Origin of the sequence: Mesorhizobium japonicum MAFF 303099 (assembly GCF_000009625.1) — a bacterium.
Lineage (GTDB): Bacteria > Pseudomonadota > Alphaproteobacteria > Rhizobiales > Rhizobiaceae > Mesorhizobium > Mesorhizobium japonicum.
In genome coordinates this window covers 3679078-3698497 of sequence record NC_002678.2, presented here as the reverse complement: position 1 = coordinate 3698497, position 19420 = coordinate 3679078, and the positions used below count along the sequence as shown (strand labels likewise).

Sequence of the window (19420 nt, the reverse complement as noted above, 5' to 3'; positions counted from 1 at the left end):
GGGTGAAGGTCGGGCATTTTGGCCTCGTTCGAAGCACCGAGTGTTCGTCGTCCTATGTGCTGTTTTCGCACGCGTTCTGAACCGTTGCATTCTACTTCCAACGTCACGGCATGGATCCTAGGGTCTTCGCGACGTCGCTTCGCTCCTGCTCCGCCCTAGGATGACGAGGGCGCAGGATTCAGGTCAGGCCGAGTCGAAATGGTGGCGTCCGACAACCGGAGCGGAGCGTACTTTTGGGTACGTGAGCTCAGTTCTACTGCGACGCAGTAGAACGGGGAAGCCCAGGACGCCGCCATTTGCAGGCCGGCCTCACCTGAATCTACACCGCGATCCTTGGCCGTCCCGAGGCCACCGCCACCACATGCGCCTCGATGAACATGCGCTGGGCTTCGACCGTGGAAACCTTGAATTCGGTCGCGACGTCGATTTCGGCGCTGTCGGTGCCGGCGTCCCGGGCGCGCTCGGCGACGATGGCCCGCACATCGGCCTCGGCGGCGGCGATCGCCGCAGCCTCGTCGAGGAAATCGCGCACTGTTCCTCCGGAAGCAAGGCGGAACAACCCTTCCCTGGGCTGGCTGACCCGCGCCTCGGCCGAGACCCTGACCTGGCCGACGACGGCGCCGAGCGCGTTGGCGACATCGGTGTCCTCGGGCACCACGCAGCCATTGCCGACCAAAGGCGCCAGGCCGGCATAGTGCAGCGGCGCCGAGGCGCCGAGGCCGATGACCGGGCGGTCGAGCGCGACGCTCAGCCGGGCGATGCCGGGATGGGCATCGACGGCGCGCTGCACCAGCGCGTGCGCCACCGTCGCGGCGCCATCGAGCCCGTCCTCGGCGAAGGCGGTTTCGAGGATGTATTCGGCCGACCAGCGCGTCAGCGTCACCAGCACGCGCTCCGAGATCACCTCCGGCGACGCGGCGATGGGCTGGCCACGGCCATCGCGCTTGCGGGCGAACAGCTCGGCGCCGAGGCGGGCGGTGGCGGCATCCCAATTGGCCTGCTTGCCCAGCACGTGTGCCGCGTCCGACGGGGTGAAGCCGCAGATATGCACCAGCCCGCGCGAGACCAGCCGGTTCAAGGTGGCGTTCTGGGCATTCGACGTCAGCAGCCTGTCGAGGGTGAGCGGCGTCGCGCCGATCGCCTCGTAGAGCCGCGCTTCCGGCGCGGTCAGCCCGGCGGCGAGCCTGTCCGGCACGCCGGTGCGCACGGCGAAGCGGCCATCCATGCGGCCGGGATTGGGCGAACGCAGCTGGCGTTCGAGTTCCGATTTGACGGCCTCGCCATGCGCCATGCCGGCCAGCGCCAGCGGCACCAGGCGGCGTGGCCCAAGCAGGATTTTTGGGTTGAGCGCGCCATCTTCCAGCGCCACTTCGGAATCGCCGCCGAGGCCGAAAGTGCGCATGGCGACGGCCTCGACCATGGTGCGGAAGCCGCCGACGGTGGCGCCCTCGGGATCAAGCCGCGGCCGGCCCTGGTCGAGCACGGCGACGTCGGTGGTGGTGCCGCCAATGTCGGAGACCACGGCATTCTCGAGCCCGGTCATGTGACGGGCGCCGACCAGGCTGGCCGCCGGACCGGAGAGGATGGTCTCGATCGGCCGCTGGCGAGCGAACGCCGCCGAGACCAGCGCGCCGTCGCCGCGCACCACCATCAGGGGGGCGGCGATGTTGCGGGCTTGCAAAAACCCTTCTGTCGCGGCCACCAGCCGGTCGATCATCGAAATCAGCCGGGCATTGAGCAGCGTGGTCAGCGCCCGGCGCGGGCCGCCGAGCTTGGCTGACAGTTCGTGGCTCGCGGTGACCGGCAGGCCGGTTCTGTCACGGATCAGTTCGCGGGCGGCGATCTCATGCGCCGGGTTGCGGGTGGCGAAATAGGCGCAGACGGCAAAGCCGGACACCGAGGCGCCGAGTTCCGGCAGGGCCGCTTCCAGCCCTGACAAATCAAGCCTGGCGGCATTGCCGTGGACATCGTGGCCGCCCGGGCAAAACACCACCGGATCGGTGCCGAGCGCGGTCTTCAACCCGTCGCGGGCGAGGTCGACTTCGGAAAAGCCGATCATGACGAGCGCGACACGGCCACCCTGGCCCTCGACCAGCGCATTGGTGGCGAGCGTCGTCGACATCGAGACCAGCTTGATCGCGGCCGGATCGGTGCCGGATTTTTCCAGCACCGCGTCGACCGCGCCGGAAATGCCGACGGCGAGATCATGCCGTGTCGTCAGCGCCTTGGCCTTGGCCAGCACCTTGCCCTTGTTCGGCCCGTGCTGCGGGCCTTCCGTCTCGGACCACAGCACGGCATCGGTGTAGGTGCCACCGGTGTCGATGCCGAGGAACAGGGGTTTTGGCTTGGTCTTGGCGGTCATTGGCGGTCCGGGCGGTGGGGAATTTTGCTTCCCCGCCCTTAGCCTATCGCGGCCAGCCGATAAAGCCGCGAGCGCTGGGCCAACACGCGATGACCGCAATAAGAGCCCCGATCCTCCCCCTGGGAGGAGATCGGCGGCTTTGACCGCAACGGCAGGGACCCTCTGGCGAGGATGCCGCTATTTGGCCGTGACAATGCCCTTCATCGAGCTGTGGATCGCACAATGGAATGGATGTGCGCCGGCAGCCGATACCTTGACCTTGGCGCTCTTGCCAGTGGCGAGATGGCCGGTGTCGAAGGAGCCATCGAGCGCGGTGGCGGTGTGCGTCATCGAGTCGGCATTGGTGAAAGTGATGGTATCGCCAACGGCGACCGAGATTTTCGACGGGTTAAATTTCATGCCCTTGATCTGGACGGCATGATTGGCGGCATAGGCGGGCATGGCAAAGGCAAGCAGAGCAAGAACGAGCATGGTGCGCATGATGGATTTCCTCCTGAGCGCGAACCCTCATCCTACACTAACGCTGGCGAACGGCCTTTTATGCCACGAAGCCGATCTTCTTATGCGACCCATCGCAAAACGGCTTGTTGGCCGAGTGACCGCAGCGGCAGAGGAAGGTGCGTTGCGTGCGGTCGATCGTGTGGCCGGTGCCGGTGACGATCTCGACATTGCCTTCGAGCTTGAGCGGGCCGTTGGTGGTCGGCGTCACTTTCAATGGGCCATTGCGCGCTTCTAGCGCCGGCGCGTCCTTCAGCGCCGGTTCGCCGGTGGCGGTGAAGCCGGCCTTGCCGTGGCTGCCGTCGCAGAACGGCTTGTTTTCCGACGCGCCGCAGCGGCACAGCGTGGCGCGATAGAAGGTTTCGCCGTCGAGCACGATCTCGGCGTGCACGGCGAGCGGGCCGTTTTCGCGCAGCCGCACGGTGTTGACCACCGGCGGCTGTTCCTGCGGCCCGCCATCCTTCCTGACATAGGTGATGGCGCCGGACGGACAGCTTTCGGCGATGGCAACGATCTTCTCGACACTGGCCGCGTCGGGATGGATCCATTGCCCCGGCGCGTTGGGCACGAAGACATGCGGGTCACCGAGCACGCAATTGCGCGAGTGGATGCAGCGCTTGCCGGCAAAACCGACGTCGATCTTCTCGCCCTCGACCGTGCCTGCCATTGCCGTGCTCCTCTTGCCTGGGGCGCGTCGCGGCTAGAGACGCGGCGCGCTTTGGGTATCGGCACAGGCTATCGCTCCCATGGGGGAGACCGTCAAGCTGGCAAACCGGTCAGGGGACGAGATTGATCTCCTCGGTCTCGCCGCCGCTGCAGGTGTAGCAGCAATCTTCGCATTTTTCCTTGTTGCCGGGGCCGACGCCCCAATAGGTGCCCTCGTCGCCATCGACCCAGGCGCCGTAGCAGATCGATTCGCCCTCATTGCAGGAGATCGGCAAGGACTTGGTCTCGCCGTCATCGAGATAGAAATCCTTGCCGTTGCCCGGCCAGACATAGTCGCGGTCCTGGCTGTAGAGCTCAAGGCGCATGGCGTTGGGATGGCTGTTCTTGATGGCAAAGGTGACGTCGCCGGCATGAGCGGCTGGTGCAAACAGGATGGCGAGAGAAAACGCGGCGGCAAGCCGGCGCGCTGGTATGAAAGACATGGAAACCCCCGATGAAGAATCGGCCCCCACGGCCGATCGGGTTATCATGCCATGACGGGGGCCGATGCTAAAGGGATGATGGCGACAATCCCTGATATAATCGCAGGAGCTAAACGACGAACCGGCGTCATTGCGGGCTTCGCCCTATCGTTGCCAGAACGGCAGCTTGGCGATCTCTTCATCGACCTGCCGCCTGGTCAAACCTATATCGTCGATCAGATGCGGATTGACTTCCGAGATCCGCTTGAGGTCCCAGCGATTGCGTGTCTGTTGACGCCAGGCTGCGATGGTGTTCCGCAGGCTCGCAAGGCTGTAGCGCCGGCGCGATGTCTGCCCCACACACATTCCCCGCCGCACTGCCTGATGCGGGGCCGATGCAAAGATATTGGTCATGACAACCTCCATATGGTTTGGCGCCCACAGGCTTGGGAATGGGCTGCCTTTGATCTGAACGAGGTTGAATTCTGCCGGATATGGAGGGCGCCGTAATTAAGCCCTGCCAAATAGTTCTCAAAAGTTCCAAACAGGCCCTAACGCGTTGTTTTGGCGTCATTCCCTGGGGGAGACGCTACGCGCTTTTCCCGGTGAACCCGCCTCACACTTTTCCCGGAATTGCTCTATAGATGCGCCTATGCAGGGATCGCGCTTTGCCTTTGGTCCGTTCGTGCTTGATCCGGGTGCGGGAACGCTGCTTCGGAACGACGATCCCGTTGCCGTCGGCTATCGCGGGCTGAAGCTGCTTGCCGCGCTCGTCGGACGACCCGGCGAAATCCTGGAGAAAGCCGAGCTGATGGACGCGGCATGGCCGGGGACGGCGGTCGAGGAAGGCAACCTCACCGTCCAGATCGCGCAGTTGCGCAAGCTGCTTGGTCCGCCCGCCGACGGTGGCGAATGGATATCGACGGTTCCGCGCGTCGGCTACCGCTTCACGGGCGCCATCGAACAGCTCGACCGGGCGAAGCGTAAACCCTTGCCGCTGCCCGACAAACCATCGATAGCGGTGCTGCCTTTCGTCAATCTCAGCAACGACCCCGAGCAGGAGGCCTTCGCCGACGGGTTGACCGAAGATTTGATCACCGACCTGTCCAGGGCCCCGGGCCTGTTCGTCATCGCGCGCAACTCGACCTTTGCCTACAAGGGCAAGGCGATGGACGTGCGCGCGATCGCCGAGGAGCTTGGCGTGCGCTATCTCCTGGAGGGCAGTGCCAGGCGCGCCGCGGGGCGCGTGCGCATCAACGCACAGCTGGTCGACGCCAAGAGCGGCGAGCATCTGTGGGCCGAACGCTTCGATCGCGGCCTGGACGATATCTTTGCCGTTCAGGACGAGGCCACGGCCAAGATCGTGGAGGCGCTGCTCGGCCGGCTGCGGGCGCCGCCGCCACGCAACCGGCCGACAAATCTCGAGGCCTACGATCTGTGCGTGCGGGCGCGCAAGCTGATCGAAGAATCCCCGCAGACGGCACGCGAAGCGCATCTGTTGCTGACGCGCGCGGTGTCCCTCGATCCGGAGTACGCCGAGGCTCATCGCTGGCTTGCCATGAACCATTGGATGGGATGGGTGCATTGGGGCGAGCCGGTCGACCCCAACCGTCGCATCGCTCTGGAACTGGCGCGCAAGGCCGTGGCGATCGACCCCAACGATGCCGGCTGCCGTTGGGTGCTCGGCAACCTGCTTGCCTATGAGCACAGTTTCGAAGAGTCGGAAGCCGAATTCGCCAAAGCGTTCGAACTCGACCCGAACGAGGCCGACGCCTGGGCGACATTGTCCGACATAGCGGTGCTGGCCGGACGGGTCGAGGAAGGCCTCGAGCACATCCGCAAGGCGTTCCGGCTCAATCCCTATCCGGCAAGCTGGTACTATCTGACGCTCGGCGAGGCGCAATATGCGGCGCGCGATTACGAAGCCGCCGTCGAGACCTTGCGCCGGGAGGAGACCTACCGGACGAGCTCACGCCGCTTCCTGGCGGCGAGCCTGGCGCAACTCGGCCGGCTCGACGAGGCGCGCGCCGAGGTCGAAATGTTCCTCATCGGCAACCCGCATTTCACGACCAGTTACTGGGTCTGGACGGAGCCATTCCGCGACGACGCGATGCGCGATCATTTCGTCGACGGTTTTCGCAAGGCTGGTCTTCCGGACTGACGTGACCTCCTATGCGGAAGCGCCAATCACGGCACCAGATCGATCGTCTCGGTGGTGTGTTCCACGCAGATGAAGCAGCAATTGTCGCAAGGCTGGTCGTTGTCAGGCCCGACGCCGGCCGAAATCCGGTCATTGCCGTCGACCCAGGCGCCATAGCAGATGCGCTCGCCCGAATTGCAGGAAAGCGGCACCGATTTCTGGGAATTCGGGTCGATCAGGAACACCTTGCCGTTGCCCGGCCAGACCGTCTCGCGGTCGCGGCTGAACAGCTCGACCGCAACCCCTTCCTTGCGCAGGTTCTTGACGAAGAAGGCCATGTCGGCGGCCTCGGCCGAGGTCGTGCAGACCAGCGCCGCGAGCACGGCCATACGAAACAGCGTCACGGTCGGACCTCCCGAATCACCGCCGCAGAATCGCATGGCCGCCCATGCCTGTCGCTCGCTTTTGGAACTATTTCCGGGGGGAGCCTTCTGCTGCGATCTCACGTCCCAACCGCACCGTTTCCTCGACCAGAAGGTCGAGGTCCTCGCGCCTTGTGCGGTGGTTGGCGATCGCCACGCGCAGCCAGTGTTCGCCATGCACGGTAGTGTCGGAAAGGACGGCGATGCCCTGTTCCTGCAGCCGCAGCATGATCTCGGTGTTGAGCACCTTCAGCGCCTCGCCGGTGACGCCGGGCTGGTAGCGGAAGCAGACGATGTTGATGGTCGGCGACGTCGCCAGCTCCATCAGCGGCTCGGCCTCGACCACCCCGGCGAGATAGGAGGCTTGCGCGATGTTCTGGTCGATCAGGCGGCCGAATTTGTCGACACCATGTTCCTTCAGCGCCATCCAGACTTTCAGCGCGCGAAAGCCGCGCGACGTCTGCAGGCCGTAATCGTGCAGCCATTCGCCGGAGGCAAGGCCGCGCGGCGTCGATTCCAGATATTCCGGCGTCACCGCGAAGGTCCGGCGGTGGGCGACGGCATCCCTGACCAGGGCGCAGCCGACCTCGAACGGGGCATGCAGCCATTTGTGCGGATCGAGCGCGACGGAATCCGCCCATTCGATGCCGGCAACGCGATGCGCATTGTCGGGGGCGATCGCGATCAGCGCGCCGATGCAGCCATCGACATGGAACCATAGGCCTTCCTCATGCGCGAGTTTGGCAAGCGCCCGCAAATCGTCGATCGCGCCGGTGTTGACCGTGCCGGCATTGCCGATGACGCAGGCCGGCTTGAAACCGGCTTCGCGGTCCTCAACGATCGCCGCGCGCAAGGCCGGTATGTCGATGCGCAGGTCGGCATCCGTCGGGATGCGCCGCAGCGCCCGGTTGCCGAGGCCAAGTGCTTCCATTGCCTTGCGGTGGCAGGAATGGATCTGGTCCGAGCCATAGAAGCGCAGCGGCTTTTCGATCGCCGCGACGCCGTGCTCGCGCACGTCGATGCCGGCCTTGGCGTTGCGCGCCACGGTCAGGCCGATCACGTTGGCCATCGAGCCGCCGCTGACCAGCGTGCCGGAGGCGGAAGCCGGAAAGCCCAGCATCTGCTTGCACCAGTTGACCACCTGGCTGTCCATCAGCCCGGCGGCGTGGTTGCCGCCGCCGAGGTTGGAACCCTGGATTGCCGCCAGGAAGTCGCCGAGCGCGCCGGTGAAGTTGCTCGACCCCATATACCAGGCCCAGAATCGCGGATGGATGTTGCCCATCGGATAGGACATCACCGTGCGCGAGACCTCGTCATAGACGGCGGCCAGCGGCACCGGCGATCGCGGCAGAGGTGCCGCGAAGGCTTCTCGCACCTCCGCCGGCATCTCGCGCCAGGCCGGGCGGTCCCTGATGTCGCTGAGATAGTCGACGGCATCGTCGATGACCTGGTGCGACAGGGCTTGCACTGCGGCCCAGTCGGCGGGGTCGAGCGTTTCCTCGGTGCCGACGGTTTCCTGCGCGATGTCCATGACCGGGCTCCCGTCAAGCCGCCGGGAACTGGCCGCCGGGCGTCGAGCGCGACAGCGCCATCTCCTCGGCATCCATCTCGGCCTCGATGCCGTCGAACAGCGGCGTCGACATGTAGCGCTCGCCGGTGTCGGGCAGCATGCACAGGATCACCGATCCGGCCGGCGCCTTTTCCGCGACCTGCCGTGCCACGGCGAAGGTGGCGCCGCCGGAAATTCCGGTAAAGATGCCCTCCTTCTGAGCCAGTGCCTTGGCCCATTTGATGCCTTCGGGCCCGGCAATCGGCATCACCTCGTCATAGAGGCTGGCGTCGATCGCCTCTTGCAGCACATTGGGGATGAAGTCCGGCGTCCAGCCCTGGATCGGATGCGGCTCGAAGGCCGGATGGCTGGCGGCAGGGGCGCCATGGGCACCGCGCTGCTGTGCCTTGCCGCTGCCAATGAGCTGCGCATTGGCCGGTTCGGAGAGCACGATGCGGGTGTCCGGCCGCTCGCGGCGCAGCACACGCGCCACGCCGACGACGGTGCCGCCGGTGCCGTAGCCGGTGACGAAGCAGTCGAGCCGCGAGCCGGCGAAATCATTGATGATCTCGCGCGCCGTGGTCGCCTCGTGGATGGCGGCGTTGGCGGCGGTCTCGAACTGGCGGGCGAGGAACCAGCCATTGGCCTCGGCCAGCTCCACCGCCTTCTTGTACATGCCAAAACCCTTTTCGGCGCGCGGCGTCAGCACCACCTTGGCGCCCAGCATGCGCATCAGCTTGCGGCGCTCGACGGAAAAGCTGTCGGCCATGGTGACGACCAGCGGATAGCCCTTTTGCGCGCAGACCATGGCCAGCCCAATGCCGGTGTTGCCACTGGTGGCCTCGACCACCGTCTGGCCGGGCTTCAACGCACCGCTGCGCTCGCCCTCCTCGATGATGTTGAGCGCCAGCCGGTCCTTGACCGAGGCGGCGGGGTTGAAGAACTCGGCCTTGACGTAGACCGTCGCATGGGCCGGCCCGAGATTGTTGACGCGGATCACCGGCGTGTCGCCGACGGTGTCGAGAATGCTGTCGAACAGGCGGCCGCGCCCGGCGGTGGTCCTGATTTTCTGTCGATTCAACATGTTTGATCTCCTCGATCGTGTTCGTCTTCACAGGCCGGTTACAAACCGGCGGCTTGGGCGGCGAGGTTTCGAGACATGGCCGCGCTAGGACTGACATGCCGACGATGCGGCAATGACGGTACCCGGCGCGAAATTCGCCCCGGATGCGCCGTGTCACGTTTGGTGATACAGCAGGGGCCGACGGGCCAGCGTGGGAGCAGGCGTGGAAACGCACGTGGAATCCGCACCATCGAGGCTGGACGGCGATAGGCCGCGCCTGTCGGTGCGCCTGCTCGGACCGCTGGAGATCCTGCGCGATGGCGTGCCCTTGGCGCTGCCGGCGTCGCGCAAGCTGCGCGCGCTCCTGGCCTATCTGGCGCTGGCGCCGCACGCCGTGGGCCGCGGCCGCCTGTGCGAGCTGTTGTGGGATGTGCCCAATGATCCCCGTGGCGAGTTGCGCTGGTGCCTGAGCAAGCTGCGAGCCGCTCTCGACACGCCGGACCGGCGCCGGGTCACCACACAAGGTGATGCGGTCGCGCTCGATCTCGACGGCTGCCTTGTCGACGCGCTGGAGATCAGCCAGGCCGCCGCGCAAGGGATCGCCACGCTTGATGTGGAGCGGCTGCAGGGACTGGCAGGACTGTTCGCCGGCGATCTGCTCGATGGGCTGGAGCTGGAGCGGAGCCCGCATTTCGACAGCTGGCTGGTCGCCCAGCGACGGCGTTTTGACGCCTACCACGCCGCCGTGCTGGAACAGCTTGCCGCGAGCCTGCCGGCGGATTGCGACGAAACGGTCAGCCGTCTCGATCGATGGATAGAGCTGGCGCCGTTCGACACGCGTGCACACGCAGCGCTGCTGGCCAGTCTTGCCCGGCGCGGCGAGATCGGCGCGGCCGAGCAGCATCTGGCTTCGGCGGAGCGGTTGTTTCAGTCAGAGGACCTGGATTTCGCCCCGCTTCGCCAGGCCTGGCGGTCGATCCGCGACCAGCGCGCCTCGCACCAGGCGCAACCGGCCGGCCTGCCCACACCATCGCACTTGGTCGCCGCCTCTGGTGATACCGGCCCGGTCGAACCCAGCCACGCTTCGCTGGCGGTGATGCCGTTTGTCGACGAAAGCGGCGCGCGCGGCGGGCTGGCCGACGGTTTCACCCACGACATCATCACCCGTCTCGCCAAGCTTAGGGATTTCTTCGTCATCGCGCGCGGATCGGTGTTCGCACTGGCCGAGAAAGCCATCGCGCCGGAGGAGGCCGGCAGAAAACTTGGCGTCGACTATGTCGCCAGCGGCACCGTGCGCAGCCTGACCGGCCGCCTGATCGTCAGCGTCGAGCTGGTCGAGGTGCGCACCGCCAGGATCGTCTGGGCGGAGACCTTCGAGCGCCGGCCCCATGACCTCTTCGCCGTGCTCGACGATATCGGCGACAGCATCGTGTCGTCGATCTCGGCCGAGATCGAAACGGTCGAGCGCAACCGCGCCATGCTGAAGGCGCCCAACTCGCTCAATGCCTGGGAGGCCTATCATCGCGGCCTCTGGCACATGTACCGCTTCACCCAGGCCGAGAACGAGCAGGCGCGGCATTTTTTCGACAAGGCCTTGCAGCTCGACCCGACCTTTGCCCGCGCCTATGCCGGCCTGTCCTTCACCCACTGGCAGAATGCCTTCCAGCGCTGGGGCGACCGCGACCGCGAAAGCGCGCTGGCCTATGAGAGCGCCGGCCACAGCCTGCTGGTCGACGACCACAATCCGGCCGCGCACTGGGCGATGGGCCGGGCGCTGTGGCTGCGCGGCGAGCAGGACGGATCACTCGCCGAACTGGAACGGGCCGTGGATCTCAGCCCGAATTTCGCGCTTGGCCATTACGCGCTGTCCTTCGTCCACTCGCAGTCGGGCGACCCGCAGGCGGCGATAGGCTCGTCCGACCATTCGCGGCATTTGAGCCCCTTCGACCCGCTGCTGTTCGGCATGCTGGGGTCGCGCGCCATGTCGCATGTCCGGCTCGGCCAGTTCGAGGAGGCGGCCGAATGGGCGCTCAAGGCGGCGGCGCGGCCCAACGCGCACACCATCATCCTGGCGATCGCCGCGCATTGCCTGGCGCTGGCCGGCCGGCTCGACGAGGCGCGCGGCTTTGCCGCCGCCATCCGCAAGACATTGCCTGATTATCGCGCCGACGATTTCATCGGTACCTTCCGCTTCGACCCCGATGCCGAGGCGCTGTTCCGGCAAGGCGCAAGGCGGATCGGGTTCAGCTGATTTCGCGCTTGAAGCCCAGCGTTAACGAAGTCGGAAGGAGTTGCTTAACGGTTCACCTCTATGTGACCCGTCGGGGGGTCCATGGCAAAGTGAGTATGATGAGCGACAGCCCCGACAAGCGCAGCACCGAATGGCGCGCCATTCTCCATGTACAGGCCCGCGTCGCCGTGCTGTTCGTTCCTGTCGTCGCCAGCCTGCTGCTCATAGCCGCACTTGCCGGCAACGAACGCAAATCGGCTCCCGATGTCGACCGGACGGTCACCGGGTCCGTGCGATAGGTCAGTCGGGCGGTGCTCGGCACCAGAGGTCGAGCCCCTCACCGGAACCCATGCACCCGCCGAACATTGTCTTCCAGGACAGAACCTGGAGGACATGATGACCAGAGCCCTCGACGTCAACGACAACACCGAGGAAAATCCCGAGCGTCCGCCGCGACCGCAGACCGGCGACCACCTCAAGAAAAAGAAGGTCGAAGGAAAGGCCTTCCAGGTGAACGAGAACAGCGTCGACAATCCGGCACCCGCGCCGGCGGCGCCAAAGCGGGACTGATCGACGGAAGATGGCGCGTGCCTGTCAGGGCGTGCTTTCCGGCAGCATTCGCTTGAGCACGTCGTCCTTGCGGATGAAATGGTGCCACAGCGCCGCCGCCGCATGCACGCCGGCAAGGATGAGGATCGAATTGGCGCAGAGGCTGTGCAGCTCCCTAATGAACCGGGCCGTGTCGCGATCCGGTGAAACCTGGGCCGGGATGGTGAAAAGACCGAAGAAGCTCAAGGAATCGCCCCTGTACCAGGTCAGCAAGATGCCGAGAACCGGAATGGCCACCAGCAGCGCGTAAAGCACAAGATGCGCGGCCTTGGCCGCCCATCGTTCGAGCGGCGACATTTCCTGCGCCAGGCCGGGCGCTCCCAGCGCCAGGCGCATGCCGACACGGATGACGACCAGCGCAAAAAGCAGGAGCCCGAACGAAATATGCAGCCACCAGACGAGCGCGCGGCCGGGATCGCCGCGCGGAAAAAGCTCCTCCACATAGGTCAAGCCATAAAGGCCGACGACCAGCAGAAACACCGCCCAGTGAATGGCCTTCTGCGTGCTTGTGTAGGTGGGGTGCATGCGAGCCTTCCAGTTTTGAAGATTTCTAAGCTAGCGGCGATCATGTCAAAGCTTTGTCCGGCGACGATTCCATTGGCCTCACCCCGAGAACGCGGTGGCGATCCACGCCTGGGGCCGGCTCTGGCGATCGTGATCTGGCGGACAGTGGAACGGCCAAGCTGTCAGTTCGCTGACAACAAGGCATCGGGCCGCAACCCATGCCCTCGACGACAAAAAGCCCGGACGAACCGGGCTTTTTGGATTCTAGATTGGCGCGGTTCGAGTTCTGCTTTCCGCCCGATGCGGGCTCAATAAAACCTTGGGATCGGGCCGCTCTGCGGCGTCGTGCGGTCGCCGAGGTCGAGAAAGACCTCATCGACATAACACCAGCCCCAGCCCTCCGGGGGATCGTAGCCCTCGATGACGGGATGGCTGGTGGCGTGGAAATGCTTTGTCGCATGGCGGTTGGGCGAGTCGTCGCAACAGCCGACATGGCCGCAGGTGCGGCAGAGCCGGAGATGCACCCACCACGAGCCGCTCTTCAGGCATTCCTCGCAGCCCAGCGCGCTCGGCGTCACATCCTTGATCCCAGCCGCATGTCTGCATTCGTCCGCCATCACACTCTCCTGAACTATCTCTTCGTTGAAGCATGGTCTTTTTCCGAAAACCGGTCCCCGCTTTTCGGGATCATGCTTTGAGGCGTAACGGCAGCGCTGCTGTCTCGCGCAAGATAGGCATGCAAGGCCGCGACCACCTGGGCACCCTCACCGACGGCCGCCGCGACGCGCTTGACCGAACCGCAACGGACGTCGCCGATGGCAAACACGCCGCTGCGGCTGGTCTCCATCAGGCCATGCTCCGGTCCGAGTTCCGATCCGGTGCGGATGAAACCCTTGGCGTCCAGCGCCACATTGCATTGCGCCAGCCAGTCGGTGTTCGGGTCGGCGCCGATGAACAGGAAGAGGTGGCTGATCGGGCGCGTCGTCACTTCGCCGCTGACGCGGTTGCGCCAGCGGACAGTGGCTAGATTGCCCTCCTCGCCCTCCAGCGCCTCGATTTCGGTCTCGGTCAGCACCTCGATGTTCGGCTGCGCCTGGATGCGCTCGACCAGATAGCGCGACATCGAGGCATCGAGGCTGCCGCCGCGCGCCAGCAGCGCCACCTTGCGCGCATGGCTGGCCAGATAGACCGCCGCCTGCCCGGCCGAATTGCCGGCGCCGACCAGCGCCACCTCCTGCCCGGCGCAAAGCCGGCCTTCGATGGGCGAGGCCCAATAATGCACCGAGGTGCCCTCGAACTGCGACAAATTGGCGACCTCGAGACGACGGTAGCGCGCGCCGCTGGCGATCACCACGCTGCGCGTGCGCACCGTCTCGCCATCGCCGACATCGAGCAGGTAACGGGCGCCTGTATTGTCGGCCGCCGCGCTCAAAAGCTTGGCCTCGTCGGGGATCACCATCTCGACGCCGAATTTCTGCGCCTGGTTGTAGGCGCGCGCCATCAGCGCCATGCCGGTGATGCCGGTGGGGAAGCCGAGATAGTTCTCGATGCGCGAGGAGGCGCCGGCCTGGCCGCCGAAGGCCCGGCAATCGAGCACGATGGTCGACAGCCCTTCTGACGCCGCATAGACCGCCGCCGCCAGCCCCGCAGGCCCGGCGCCGACAATGGCGACATCATACAGCGTATCGGCGTCGATCGGCCGCAGCAGGCCGATGCAGCGGGCGAGGTCCTTCTCGCCTGGATTCATCAGCAGCCTGCCGTTCGGACACAGCACGACCGGCAGATGGTGCGGGTCGACCTCGAAGCGTTCGACCAGAGTTTTGGCGCAGGGGTCGCTGCCGGAATCGAGCGTGCGGTGCGGCTGCCCGCTGCGGGCCAGGAACCCTTGCAGCCGCAGCACGTCGGCATTGCCGAGCGGTCCGATGATGATCGGCCCGCTGGTGGCGCTTTCCAGCAGTCCGACACGGCGCAGGATCAGCGCCCGCATGATGCGCTCGCCGAGATTGGCCTCCTGCACCATCAGGTCGCGCACGCGTTGCGAAGGGATGACGAAGGCCTCGACCGGCTCGGCGGCCTCGGCATTGACCAGCGAGGGGCGGGCCGAAAGCTGCGCCAGCTCGCCGACGAAGCTGCCGGGGCCGTGGGTGACGATCGTCTGACGCCGGCCGAGACCATCCTGGGTGATGTCGACCTTGCCCGACAGCACGACGATCAGGCCGGGCGCGACGTCGCCGGCCTTGATGATGTGCTCGCCGGCGGCATAGGCGCTGGCCTCGCCGAAGCGGCGCATGTGGTCGATGTCAGCCTCGCTCAGCGTGGGAAACGCCTGGTCGCGACGGGCACCGAAGATTGCTGTGGAGGATTGAGACATGGCTGCAAGCGTAGCGAAGAGGCCGCGCGGTTTGAAGCGGTTTGTTTGGGGGACTAGCCAGGAGGAGAGGTTGGCGGCAAAGAAAAAGCCCGGACGAACCGGGCTTTTTCTTTGGGTTTCTGAGCCATCGAGCGGTCCGAAACGGGAATTTGGTGCCCAGAAGAGGCGAGGCGTAACCCATACCGGGGAGCGCAACGCCAACAGAGGAGCTTGCGCAATGACCGCTGACGCACTGCCGACCGCCGCCACTGGACCATCTGGAGCCCCTTCGAGCTTGCCGAGTTCCTAAGCGAGCACTGAGAGGGAAAGGCCTTGGCCGTGGTTGGACGCCTTGTGCCATGACCGCATGATGGCCGCTACCATAACCTGAGGCACCGGCCAGGACGGGTGGGTCCCGGAAACATGCAAAGGCCGGCAAATGGCGTAGTTACGTGGTCGCGGAAGCTGGGGCATGAAGGCTAGTAACGATGCGGCCACAGCTTCAACACAAGACCGACAACCAGACCGATTAGGAAGCCGAGTGGGCCGGTTATAAATATTCCGAGCAGCGGTCCCTGGTTCGCTTCGGGCGTGATGATAATCGGCCCGACGAAGCCGCCAAGAAACCCGATAGCCCCTAAGATCGCTCCCCACTTGAGCATCGTATCCCCTACGGCCAGTCGCGCTATTGCAGCAGCTTTATCGCGCCGAAACAAGCCTTGCATTAGCGTTCGCTTGCGCAACCCAGAGGACAATATGCTGCGAGGCGCACTGCTCCGGCTCATCGGAATTTCGCGGCCGCGCAGTTTGAAGCGGTTTGTTCTGTGCCTGGCCGGAAGGAGAGGTTGGCGGCAAAGAAAAAGCCCGGACGAACCGGGCTTTTTCTTTGGGTTTCTGAACCGTCGAAAGGTTCGAAACGGGAATTTGGTGCCCAGAAGAGGACTCGAACCTCCACTCCTTGCGGAACACGGACCTGAACCGTGCGCGTCTACCAATTCCGCCATCTGGGCTGGTGCGGGCTCATGTAAGCGGGCAAGCGATGGCTGTCAACGCGCTTTTTGGACCATAACGCCGAAAGCTGGAACGCAGCTAGGGCAGAAGAGCTTGGTCCAGCCAGAGCCTCGGGCTCCGCTTGCCGGCTCAGGACCTTCAGCCCTCCAGCACTTCCTTCGACGCCACGGTCGAATCGGCGTTGAGCTGGTAGATGACCGGCACGCCGGTGCCGAGCTCCAGCTTGACGATCTCCTCGCCCGACTTGCCGTCCAGCGCCATGATCAGCGCGCGCAGCGAATTGCCGTGGGCGGCGACCAGCACGGTGCCGCCGCGCAGCACGTGCGGCTGCAGGTCGTGCAGGTAGTAAGGCCAGACGCGGGCGCCGGTGTCCTTCAGGCTTTCGCCGCCGGGCGGCGACACGTCGTAGGAGCGGCGCCAGACATGCACCTGCTCCTCGCCCCATTTCTTGCGGGCGTCGTCCTTGTTGAGGCCGGAAAGGTCGCCATAGTCGCGCTCGTTGAGTGCCTGGTCGCGGATGGTCTTGAGATCGCTCTGGCCGACGGCGTCGAGAATATGCTGGCAGGTCTTTTGCGCGCGGCTCAGCGCCGAGGTGAAGGCGATGTCGAACTTCAGGCCGCGCGCCTTGAGTTTCTGCCCGGCGGCCTTGGCCTCGGCATGACCCTGCTCGGTCAGGTCAACGTCACGCCAACCGGTGAACAGGTTTTTCAAATTCCATTCGCTCTGGCCATGGCGCACGAGCACAAGGGTTCTCGACATGTTTGCTCCCTTCAGATTGGCAAAATGGGCAGATTGGCCGTTTCAGCTCAGGCCGAGCACGTCCCGCATCGAATAGAGTCCTGGCTTCTTGCCACGGGCCCACAGAGCCGCCTTGACAGCGCCGCGGGCGAAGATGGCGCGGTCCTCGGCATGATGGGACAGCGTGATGCGCTCGCCAGTGCCGGCAAGGATGACGCTGTGGTCGCCGACGACCGAGCCGCCGCGCAGCGTGGCGAAGCCGATCGACCCGGTTTTTCGCACACCGGTATGGCCGTCGCGTGAACGCACGTCATTGCCGGCGAGCGCAATGCCGCGCCCGGCGGCGGCGGCTTCACCCAGCAACAATGCCGTGCCCGACGGCGCGTCGACCTTGTGCTTGTGGTGCATTTCCAAAATCTCGATGTCGAAATCATCGGCGTCGAGCGCGCGCGCCGCCTGTTCGACCAGCACCGCAAGCAGATTGACGCCGAGGCTCATATTGCCTGATTTGACGATGGTGGCGTGGCGCGCCGCCGCGGCGATCCTGGCATTGTCGTCGGCCGAACAGCCGGTCGTGCCGATGACATGGACGATGCGGGCCTGCGCCGCGTAGCCGGCGAATTCGACCGACGAGGCCGGCGTGGTGAAGTCGAGCACGCCGTCGGCCTTGGCGAAGACCGGCAGCGGATCGTCACCGATCGGCACATTGATGATGCCGATGCCTGCGAGCTCGCCGGCATCCTTGCCCAGATGCGGCGAATCCGCGCGTTCGACCGCGCCGATGACACGGGCGCCCGGAATGGTGTGGATGGCGCGGATCAGCGTCTGGCCCATGCGGCCGGCTGCCCCCACCACCACAAGGCCCATATCGCCTGCTTCGCTCATGTGCTCCTCACCGCCGTCTTTTTCGCACGCGTGGCCCGGACCGGAGTTTGGATCGGCTTGCTGTCGTCGACAAGCCCCAGCCCCTTCTTGCCCTGCACCCGGTGGAACCGTGCATAGACACTGTGCGGGTCGGCCATCAGCGCGGCATGCGTGCCTTCCTCGACCACCCGGCCCTGTTCCATGACGACGATGTGGTCGGCATTGACCACCGTCGACAGCCGATGCGCGATGACGATCGTCGTGCGCCCTTCCATGACATGGGTAAGCGCTTCCTGGACACGGGCCTCCGCCTCGTTGTCGAGTGCCGAGGTCGCCTCGTCGAGAAGCAGGATCGGCGCCTGGCGCACGATGGCACGGGCGATCGAGACGCGCTGGCGCTGGCCGCCGGACAGCGTGGCGCCGTTCTCGCCGACCGGCGTGTCGTAGCCCTGCGGCTGCTGGCGGATGAACCCGTCGGCGGCCGCCTGTTGCGCCGCACGCTCGATCTCGGCGTCGGTGGCCGACATGCGGCCATAGCGGATGTTGTCGCGGATCGTGCCTTCGAACAGATAGGGCGATTGCGAGACATAGGCGATCGAGCCGCGCAGCGACTGCTTCGTCACCTTGGAAATGTCCTGGCCGTCGACCTCGATGGTGCCGGACTCGACGTCGTAGAAGCGCTGCAGCAGCGCCACCAGCGTGGTCTTGCCGGCGCCCGAGGCGCCGACGATAGCGGTCATCTTGCCGGCGGCGGCGACGAAGCTCAGCTCCTGCAGCACCGGCGTCTCCTCGACATAGCGGAAGGACACGTTGTGGAAGCGCACTTCGCCCGACGTGAATTGTGCCTCGACGGCATCCGGCGCGTCGCCCTGTTGCGGCTTGAGGTCGAGCAGTTCGTAGATCATGCGGGCGTTGACCAGCGCCCGCTCCATGCCGACCTGCATGCGCGCCAGGCGCCGGGCCGGATCGTAAGCCAGGATCAGCGCGGTGATGAACGAAAACACCGCACCCGGCGGCTGGCCGAGAACCAGCGCCCGATAGCCGGAATAGGCGATGACGGAGGTGACGGCGAGGCCGGCCAGCATGTCGGAAATCGGCGCCAGCCGCTCCGAGACGCGGGCGATCTTGTTAGAGCGCTGTTCCGCCGTGTCGGCCAAGGCGCCGATGCGGCTCGCCAACTGGTCCTCCATGGTGAAGGCCTTGACGATGGCGATGCCTTGCGTGGCCTCCTGGACGGCGCCGATGAGGCGAGAATTGATCAGCACGGATTCCCGCGTGATGCGCCGCACCCGACGCGTCAGGTAGACAACCGCCCAGATCAGCGGCGGTCCAATCAGCAGCGAACTCAGCGATAAAACCGGATCCTGGTAGATCATGATGCCGACAAGGCCGACCAGGGTCACCGCGTCGCGGGTGATGGATGTCAGCGTGATCGACAAGAGGTCGCGGATGCCGCCGACATTCTCGTTGACCTGCGCCGCCAGCCGGCCGGAGCGCGTATCGTTGAAGAAGCCGACGCCGAGCTTCATCAGATGGTCGAAGATGCGTTTCTGGTAGCGCGCCACCAGATTGTTGCCGATCGTGGCCAGCGCCACCGCCTGGCCGTAGCCGGCGAAACCGCGCACCAGGAAGGCCCCCATGATCCCGGCGCAAATCCACACCACCAGGTCGCCGCGCCGTTCGTAGAAGATCTGGTTGACGATCGGACTCATGATCCAGGCCGTGAAGGCGGTCGTGCCCGACACCAGCAGCATGCAGGAGATGGCGACGACGTAGGACCAGCGATGATCGCGGCCGTTTTCGGAGAGAATGCGGCGCAGCACCGCGTTGACTTCGCCAACGCTGGCTTTCTGCTTGTTTGGAGCTTGAAGTGTCAAATCGGGAGCTTCGTGGGTTTTCCGCCTGGGGCCGGGCTGCAATTCGGCACTCCTCTTAGCGCCATGCGGCCGGCTT

At 65.4% G+C, this 19420-nt stretch carries 19 protein-coding genes and 1 tRNA gene; 4 read left to right on the top strand and 16 right to left on the bottom strand.

What is annotated here, in order from left to right; all coding sequences use genetic code 11:
- Positions 1-319: 319 nt before the first annotated feature.
- The 5 genes from MAFF_RS19180 to MAFF_RS19160 form a co-directional block, all read right to left on the bottom strand.
- Positions 320-2362, bottom strand: coding sequence for a hydantoinase/oxoprolinase family protein (locus MAFF_RS19180; protein WP_010912608.1), 2043 nt, complete (start codon positions 2360-2362; stop codon positions 320-322).
- A gap of 177 nt (positions 2363-2539) precedes the next feature.
- Positions 2540-2842 (bottom strand): cupredoxin domain-containing protein, encoded by a 303-nt coding sequence (locus MAFF_RS19175; RefSeq protein ID WP_010912607.1) that lies wholly within the window; start codon positions 2840-2842, stop codon positions 2540-2542.
- Between the two features lie 58 nt (positions 2843-2900).
- On the bottom strand, positions 2901-3527 hold the full coding sequence (locus tag MAFF_RS19170; protein ID WP_010912606.1) for a CDGSH iron-sulfur domain-containing protein: 627 nt from the start codon (positions 3525-3527) through the stop codon (positions 2901-2903).
- Between the two features lie 109 nt (positions 3528-3636).
- Positions 3637-4008 (bottom strand): hypothetical protein, encoded by a 372-nt coding sequence (locus MAFF_RS19165; RefSeq protein ID WP_019862338.1) that lies wholly within the window; start codon positions 4006-4008, stop codon positions 3637-3639.
- 144 nt (positions 4009-4152) lie between these two features.
- Complete coding sequence (locus tag MAFF_RS19160; protein ID WP_044551059.1) at positions 4153-4401, bottom strand: DUF1127 domain-containing protein; 249 nt, start codon at positions 4399-4401, stop codon at positions 4153-4155.
- A 238-nt stretch (positions 4402-4639) separates the two neighbouring features.
- On the opposite strand from MAFF_RS19160, the gene MAFF_RS19155 reads away from it, so the two are divergent.
- A complete protein-coding gene (locus tag MAFF_RS19155) occupies positions 4640-6148 on the top strand; it encodes a winged helix-turn-helix domain-containing tetratricopeptide repeat protein (RefSeq protein WP_010912603.1) in 1509 nt (502 codons plus the stop codon).
- A gap of 26 nt (positions 6149-6174) precedes the next feature.
- Here the strand turns inward: MAFF_RS19155 and MAFF_RS19150 are convergent, their stop codons facing one another.
- The 3 genes from MAFF_RS19150 to MAFF_RS19140 all read right to left on the bottom strand — a co-directional run bounded on the left by MAFF_RS19150 (position 6175) and on the right by MAFF_RS19140 (position 9182).
- Positions 6175-6531, bottom strand: a complete 357-nt coding sequence (locus MAFF_RS19150) for a hypothetical protein (RefSeq protein ID WP_044551057.1) — start codon at positions 6529-6531, stop codon at positions 6175-6177.
- A 67-nt stretch (positions 6532-6598) separates the two neighbouring features.
- A complete protein-coding gene (locus MAFF_RS19145) occupies positions 6599-8080 on the bottom strand; it encodes a pyridoxal phosphate-dependent decarboxylase family protein (protein WP_044548571.1) in 1482 nt (493 codons plus the stop codon).
- A 13-nt stretch (positions 8081-8093) separates the two neighbouring features.
- Positions 8094-9182 carry a PLP-dependent cysteine synthase family protein gene (locus tag MAFF_RS19140; protein ID WP_010912600.1) on the bottom strand — a complete coding sequence of 363 codons (1089 nt, stop codon included), beginning with the start codon at positions 9180-9182 and terminating at the stop codon, positions 8094-8096.
- Between the two features lie 202 nt (positions 9183-9384).
- On the opposite strand from MAFF_RS19140, the gene MAFF_RS19135 reads away from it, so the two are divergent.
- From MAFF_RS19135 to MAFF_RS39150, 3 genes are all read left to right on the top strand, one after another.
- Positions 9385-11412 (top strand): BTAD domain-containing putative transcriptional regulator, encoded by a 2028-nt coding sequence (locus MAFF_RS19135; protein WP_162034358.1) that lies wholly within the window; start codon positions 9385-9387, stop codon positions 11410-11412.
- A gap of 98 nt (positions 11413-11510) precedes the next feature.
- Entirely contained in the window at positions 11511-11690 is a 180-nt protein-coding gene (locus tag MAFF_RS19130; RefSeq protein WP_032933917.1) for a hypothetical protein, read from the top strand.
- Between the two features lie 94 nt (positions 11691-11784).
- Complete coding sequence (locus MAFF_RS39150) at positions 11785-11961, top strand: hypothetical protein (protein ID WP_010912597.1); 177 nt, start codon at positions 11785-11787, stop codon at positions 11959-11961.
- 24 nt (positions 11962-11985) lie between these two features.
- Here MAFF_RS39150 and MAFF_RS19125 read toward each other — a convergent pair whose 3' ends face one another.
- The 8 genes from MAFF_RS19125 to MAFF_RS19090 all read right to left on the bottom strand — a co-directional run bounded on the left by MAFF_RS19125 (position 11986) and on the right by MAFF_RS19090 (position 19344).
- Entirely contained in the window at positions 11986-12525 is a 540-nt protein-coding gene (locus MAFF_RS19125; protein ID WP_010912596.1) for a cytochrome b, read from the bottom strand.
- 287 nt (positions 12526-12812) lie between these two features.
- Positions 12813-13121: a UBP-type zinc finger domain-containing protein gene (locus tag MAFF_RS19120; RefSeq protein WP_032932427.1), complete on the bottom strand. Its 309-nt coding sequence runs from the start codon at positions 13119-13121 to the stop codon at positions 12813-12815.
- A 14-nt stretch (positions 13122-13135) separates the two neighbouring features.
- Positions 13136-14875 (bottom strand): FAD-dependent oxidoreductase, encoded by a 1740-nt coding sequence (locus MAFF_RS19115; RefSeq protein WP_044548569.1) that lies wholly within the window; start codon positions 14873-14875, stop codon positions 13136-13138.
- A gap of 458 nt (positions 14876-15333) precedes the next feature.
- The gene (locus MAFF_RS19110) at positions 15334-15516 is read right to left on the bottom strand and encodes a hypothetical protein (protein WP_157866014.1); all 183 of its coding nucleotides are present in this window, start codon (positions 15514-15516) and stop codon (positions 15334-15336) included.
- Positions 15517-15779: 263 nt separating this feature from the next.
- Positions 15780-15864, bottom strand: a tRNA-Leu gene (locus tag MAFF_RS19105).
- 139 nt (positions 15865-16003) lie between these two features.
- Positions 16004-16624 (bottom strand): 2,3-bisphosphoglycerate-dependent phosphoglycerate mutase, encoded by a 621-nt coding sequence (locus MAFF_RS19100; protein ID WP_010912593.1) that lies wholly within the window; start codon positions 16622-16624, stop codon positions 16004-16006.
- A gap of 42 nt (positions 16625-16666) precedes the next feature.
- Complete coding sequence (gene dapB, locus MAFF_RS19095) at positions 16667-17488, bottom strand: 4-hydroxy-tetrahydrodipicolinate reductase (RefSeq protein ID WP_010912592.1); 822 nt, start codon at positions 17486-17488, stop codon at positions 16667-16669.
- A complete protein-coding gene (locus MAFF_RS19090) occupies positions 17485-19344 on the bottom strand; it encodes an ABC transporter ATP-binding protein (RefSeq protein ID WP_080511890.1) in 1860 nt (619 codons plus the stop codon). The genes dapB and MAFF_RS19090 overlap by 4 nt, the downstream gene beginning before the upstream one ends.
- Positions 19345-19420 lie beyond the last annotated feature (76 nt).

Coding starts and splice junctions, on each gene's coding strand:
- MAFF_RS19180 (WP_010912608.1), bottom strand. CDS start 2,362: ATGACCGCCAAGACCAAGCCAAAACCCCTGTTCCTCGGCATCGACACC.
- MAFF_RS19175 (WP_010912607.1), bottom strand. CDS start 2,842: ATGCGCACCATGCTCGTTCTTGCTCTGCTTGCCTTTGCCATGCCCGCC.
- MAFF_RS19170 (WP_010912606.1), bottom strand. CDS start 3,527: ATGGCAGGCACGGTCGAGGGCGAGAAGATCGACGTCGGTTTTGCCGGC.
- MAFF_RS19165 (WP_019862338.1), bottom strand. CDS start 4,008: ATGTCTTTCATACCAGCGCGCCGGCTTGCCGCCGCGTTTTCTCTCGCC.
- MAFF_RS19160 (WP_044551059.1), bottom strand. CDS start 4,401: ATGACCAATATCTTTGCATCGGCCCCGCATCAGGCAGTGCGGCGGGGA.
- MAFF_RS19155 (WP_010912603.1), top strand. CDS start 4,640: ATGCAGGGATCGCGCTTTGCCTTTGGTCCGTTCGTGCTTGATCCGGGT.
- MAFF_RS19145 (WP_044548571.1), bottom strand. CDS start 8,080: ATGGACATCGCGCAGGAAACCGTCGGCACCGAGGAAACGCTCGACCCC.
- MAFF_RS19140 (WP_010912600.1), bottom strand. CDS start 9,182: ATGTTGAATCGACAGAAAATCAGGACCACCGCCGGGCGCGGCCGCCTG.
- MAFF_RS19130 (WP_032933917.1), top strand. CDS start 11,511: ATGAGCGACAGCCCCGACAAGCGCAGCACCGAATGGCGCGCCATTCTC.
- MAFF_RS39150 (WP_010912597.1), top strand. CDS start 11,785: ATGATGACCAGAGCCCTCGACGTCAACGACAACACCGAGGAAAATCCC.
- MAFF_RS19125 (WP_010912596.1), bottom strand. CDS start 12,525: ATGCACCCCACCTACACAAGCACGCAGAAGGCCATTCACTGGGCGGTG.
- MAFF_RS19120 (WP_032932427.1), bottom strand. CDS start 13,121: ATGGCGGACGAATGCAGACATGCGGCTGGGATCAAGGATGTGACGCCG.
- MAFF_RS19115 (WP_044548569.1), bottom strand. CDS start 14,875: ATGTCTCAATCCTCCACAGCAATCTTCGGTGCCCGTCGCGACCAGGCG.
- MAFF_RS19110 (WP_157866014.1), bottom strand. CDS start 15,516: ATGCTCAAGTGGGGAGCGATCTTAGGGGCTATCGGGTTTCTTGGCGGC.
- MAFF_RS19100 (WP_010912593.1), bottom strand. CDS start 16,624: ATGTCGAGAACCCTTGTGCTCGTGCGCCATGGCCAGAGCGAATGGAAT.
- dapB (WP_010912592.1), bottom strand. CDS start 17,488: ATGAGCGAAGCAGGCGATATGGGCCTTGTGGTGGTGGGGGCAGCCGGC.